The organism is Frankia tisae (assembly GCF_025403405.1).
GTDB lineage: Bacteria > Actinomycetota > Actinomycetes > Frankiales > Frankiaceae > Frankia > Frankia tisai.
Genome location: NZ_JANEZT010000500.1, coordinates 1 through 3,850, shown reverse-complemented (window position 1 = coordinate 3,850; position 3,850 = coordinate 1). Strand labels below are relative to the sequence as shown.

The 3,850-nt window shown below is 71.8% G+C and carries 4 protein-coding genes; 1 reads left to right on the top strand and 3 read right to left on the bottom strand.

Annotated elements, in window-relative coordinates; translation table 11 throughout:
• The 3 genes from NBZ85_RS28790 to NBZ85_RS28780 all read right to left on the bottom strand — a co-directional run.
• Positions 1-318, bottom strand: a 318-nt coding sequence (locus NBZ85_RS28790; RefSeq protein ID WP_261563096.1) for a helix-turn-helix domain-containing protein, incomplete at its 3' end; no start/stop codon positions are given.
• A 532-nt stretch (positions 319-850) separates the two neighbouring features.
• Positions 851-2,185, bottom strand: a complete 1,335-nt coding sequence (locus tag NBZ85_RS28785; RefSeq protein ID WP_261559905.1) for a CpaE/TadZ family protein — start codon at positions 2,183-2,185, stop codon at positions 851-853.
• A complete protein-coding gene (locus NBZ85_RS28780) occupies positions 2,182-2,964 on the bottom strand; it encodes an SAF domain-containing protein (RefSeq protein ID WP_261559906.1) in 783 nt (260 codons plus the stop codon). The genes NBZ85_RS28785 and NBZ85_RS28780 overlap by 4 nt, the downstream gene beginning before the upstream one ends.
• A 504-nt stretch (positions 2,965-3,468) precedes the next feature.
• Here NBZ85_RS28780 and NBZ85_RS28775 point away from each other — a divergent pair.
• A complete protein-coding gene (locus NBZ85_RS28775) occupies positions 3,469-3,705 on the top strand; it encodes a helix-turn-helix domain-containing protein (RefSeq protein ID WP_261559907.1) in 237 nt (78 codons plus the stop codon).
• The last annotated feature ends 145 nt before the right edge of the window (positions 3,706-3,850 follow it).

The following is a 3,850-nucleotide window of genomic DNA, read 5'->3' as shown; positions in this document are numbered from 1 at the left end:
CCAACGCCGGACGAGCGCGGAGGTGTCGGGCGGGGCCTCGCTGAGCTTCTCCAGGTTCAGGACCGTGCGCGGGCGACGCTCGCGCGGGGGCAGCTGGTCCTCGCTGGGCAGCAGCGCCGACACCGGCACGCCGTAGAACCCGGCGAGCTCGGAGAGCTGGTGGACGCTGATCATGCGGTCCCCGCGCTCGTAGGAGCCGACGGCGGCGGTCTTCCAGCGACCGCGCGACTTCTGCTCGACCCCCTGGAGCGACAGCCCCTGCTGTATCCGAATCGCCCGTAGGCGGGCGCCCACCGCCTTCGCGTACTCCCGGCTCACCCGACACACCCCCAAGCCGTCTCGCCCGAGCATCCCCGTGCCGCCCGGATCGCCGGTCGCGGTTGCGACCGTGCTCCGGATGGCACCTCCGAGGCCTGCTCAACACTAACGTAACGTTGCCGAAAGGGGATTCTTACGCAGACATACATTGCATCACGTTCTGCAGCATGACCGCATCTTTATTCATCCCTTCGCTCCACAGCGCATCAGATCAATATTAAAAAGTTGCCGATCTCATGCCACTAGTAGCTTTGAGTAAGATCCCCTTTACTTCTTGACCAAAACCGTTCGACACAGCGATGCCCGCGAATCGCTCGCTGTAACCGTGCCCACTACACATCCATGACAAGACGAATACTTTATGTCACCGTTATGCCAAGAGCGTAACGGTGAGTCGCCATCGCCCGGTCCGACGAGCCGCGCGCACCCCCAGCCAGCGCGCGTGAACGGGGGCGTCCGCAGGACGAACGACGTGTGAACGGAGGGCGAATGGGGGCGGACGGAAGGCGCGAACCGCGCGGTCAGTGACCGACTACCGCGACTGGCGCCGGAACCCGCCGCGGCGCCGGCGGGCGGCCCCGGGCCGCCCGGCCAGGCGGGTGGCCAGGTCCCGGATCGCCAACCGGGCGGGCGACGTGGGCGCGATGTCCCGCAGGAGTTGACCCGCGACCTGCGCGGCATCCAGCCCGGCGAGGTCGTAGGGCACGAGCGCGACCGGCTCGGTCCCCGTGTGGCGCAGGATCGCCCGGCTGACCTCCCGGGCCGGGTCACCGCCGACGACCGAGGCCCGCAGCCGGTTGACCACCACGAGCGGATCGGCCGCCGGGACGGTCTCCCGCAGATCGGCCAACCCACGGACGAACCGGACCAGACCGACCGGTTCCGCCGAGGCGACCGCGAGGACGATGTCGGCCGCTTCCAGCACCGCGAGCGTCGCCCCGTTGCGCCGCGGCGCCGCGGTGTCGAACGACAGCTCCTCGTCCGCCTCCAGGCAGAAGCCGCAGTCCACCACCACGTACGACGCCAGCCGCCGGGCCATCGACAGCACCGTCTCGATGGACGCCGGGCGCAGCTCGGGCCACCGCGACGGCCGGGAGATGCCCGGCAGCACCCGCAGGCCCTCGCCCAGGTCTCGGCACAGCAGCGCCAGCCGCGGCACGTCGAGCAGGCCCTGGTTGGCGGACCGGGCCGCGGCGGCGAGGCCCGGCGCCTCCTCCAACAGGCCGACGAGCTGGCCGATCGCCCCGCCGTAGGAGTCGGCGTCCACCAGCAGCGTCGAGGTCCCCAGCGCGGCGATCTCGGCGGCAAGGCAGAGCGCGATCGTCGTGCGCCCGGGCGCGCCGGCTGGCCCCCAGACCGCGATCACCCGGCCGCCGCCAGCCTCGCCGAGACCGAGGCCGTCGGTGCCGGCGCCTGCCGGGGCGAGCTGCCCGAAACCCAGCAGCGGCTCGCTGTAGGAGGAGGCGGCGGCCGGCCAGTTCGCCGGCGCGGCGGCGTGCGACGCCAGCGCACGGGAGGCTTCGACGACGGCACCGGCGACCACCTCGGCGGTGGCATCCGCGGGGATAACCGCGGCCACCCCGAGCTGGCGCAGCCGGCGGTCCGCGTCCTCGTCCCCGGGTGCGATCAGGCCGACCACGGCGATGCCGGCCATCGCCAGCCGGGTCAGCGCATCGCGGTCCAGCCGGCGCAGATCGGCCGACAGCAGTGCCGCCCGAGCCGCACCGGTCGTCGCCGCGGCGAGCAGATCCGGCAGGTCGACGCAGCGGCGGACCACAGTGACGCCGAGATCGCGGCGATCGAAGGCCGAGACCAGGCCGGCCTCGACCTCGGAGTCGGTCACCGCGGTCAGGATCGGCAGGCTCACCGGCCGAACCCCGCCACGGTGGTCGGTCCGGTCGAGCCGACGCCGCCGCGGGAGTCCCGTTCGAGCTTCACGACGTCGACCCGCTCGCTCTGTGACGCCGCCACCGCCTGGATCGCGTTGTCGACCGGCACCCGCAGCGTCAGCGAACGGTCGCCGCTGGCCAGCTTCTCCAGCCCGACGAACTCGACGTCGTGCAGGACCAGCGACTCGGCACCGGCCCCCGCGGCCGGCGCCGGTTGGTTCGGCTGGTTCGGCTGGTCGCCGGCCTGGTCTCCGGAGCCGGTGGCCGCCGCGGCCCCGGCGGAGAACACGTAGACGTCGACGTGATCACCGGGCTCGAGGGCCGGCAGCCGACCCGCCTTGACGATGACGGGGACCAGCCTGGTGGACTGCATGTTCCGTCCGGCGAAGTCGGCTCCGCTGACGAGCTCCCCGGCGTCGACGGGCCGGGCGAGGGTGGCGCCGGTCAGGTTCCGCAGGCGGCCGCCGGGGTAGTAGCGGTCGGACGTCGCGTCATCAAGGCGGGCGGACACCGTGGTCAGGTCTCCCGCCACGACGACGTGCCCGGCGGGCAGGGCCGACTTCGCCACCACCCACTGCCGGGTCGAGTCCGCCAGCGCGAACAGCCGCGCCCCCACGACGACCGAGACGAGCACCAGCAGCACCCCGATGAGCAGCCGGGAGTCCCGCCACCGCCGCCGGGTCAACCGGCGGGCAGGAGGCGAGCCGGGCGGCGGGGGCGCCTCGGAACGGACCGGCGCCGCGGCGAGCTCGGTCACCGGGAGACCTCCCTTTTCTCCTGGCCGGACCATTGGTGCATGTTCACACCTTCCGGTCGCAGAGCGTACGCGGTCGAAGGCCCCGAACCCACCGAAACCAGCGAGGATTCCGCTGCGGAACGCCACCATCGACAATCGGTGTTCGCCGACGGCCGTGCGCAGCGACATCCCGGTGTCCTGAGCTCACCCGGTTGGACGCGCAGCCGGCCTGGAGCGATGCGCGATCGGAACAAAGCCGCACGATATTCGCGTCACCCACGTCGGCCGCCGTGCCGTCCTGCGGCGCCGCACGCCGGTAGCGATGCAGGTCAGTGGCTCGGCGAGGCCCGATGCCGGCCATCGACGGCGGGCTCGGGCGGAAGCGGGCAAGAACATCGGCGAGCGAGGGCTTTCGGCCGCGTCCGCGCGTAGTTATCCACAAGCTGATGCATCTGGACGCGATGAGCGGTGGTATCTCTGATACACACGTGAGGAGAGACATCCGCCCTCATCAGGAGGACTTTGATGAACGACCGCTTCCTTCAGCTGAGCGATGTGGCGGACATCCTCAACATCTCGTCCAGCCAGACCTACGCCCTCGTCCGCTCGGGCGAGCTCCCCGCCATCAAGATCGGCGGCCGGGGCCAGTGGCGGGTGGAGCGCTCGGAGCTGGAGGCATACATCCAGCGCGCCTACGAGCAGACCCGAGCCTTCGTCGCGGCCAATCCGATGAGCCGCAACGAGGTCCTGCCGGAGGACTGACTGACCGCCCCCGGATCTCTGACCGACCCGGTCCCCTGACCGACCCGGGGCCGGTCAGGGGACGCGGCGCACGTAGGCGATCGCGTCCAGCGGCATCGTCCATCCCGCCCGGACCCGCCCCCGGCGGGTCCGGGCGGGATGGACG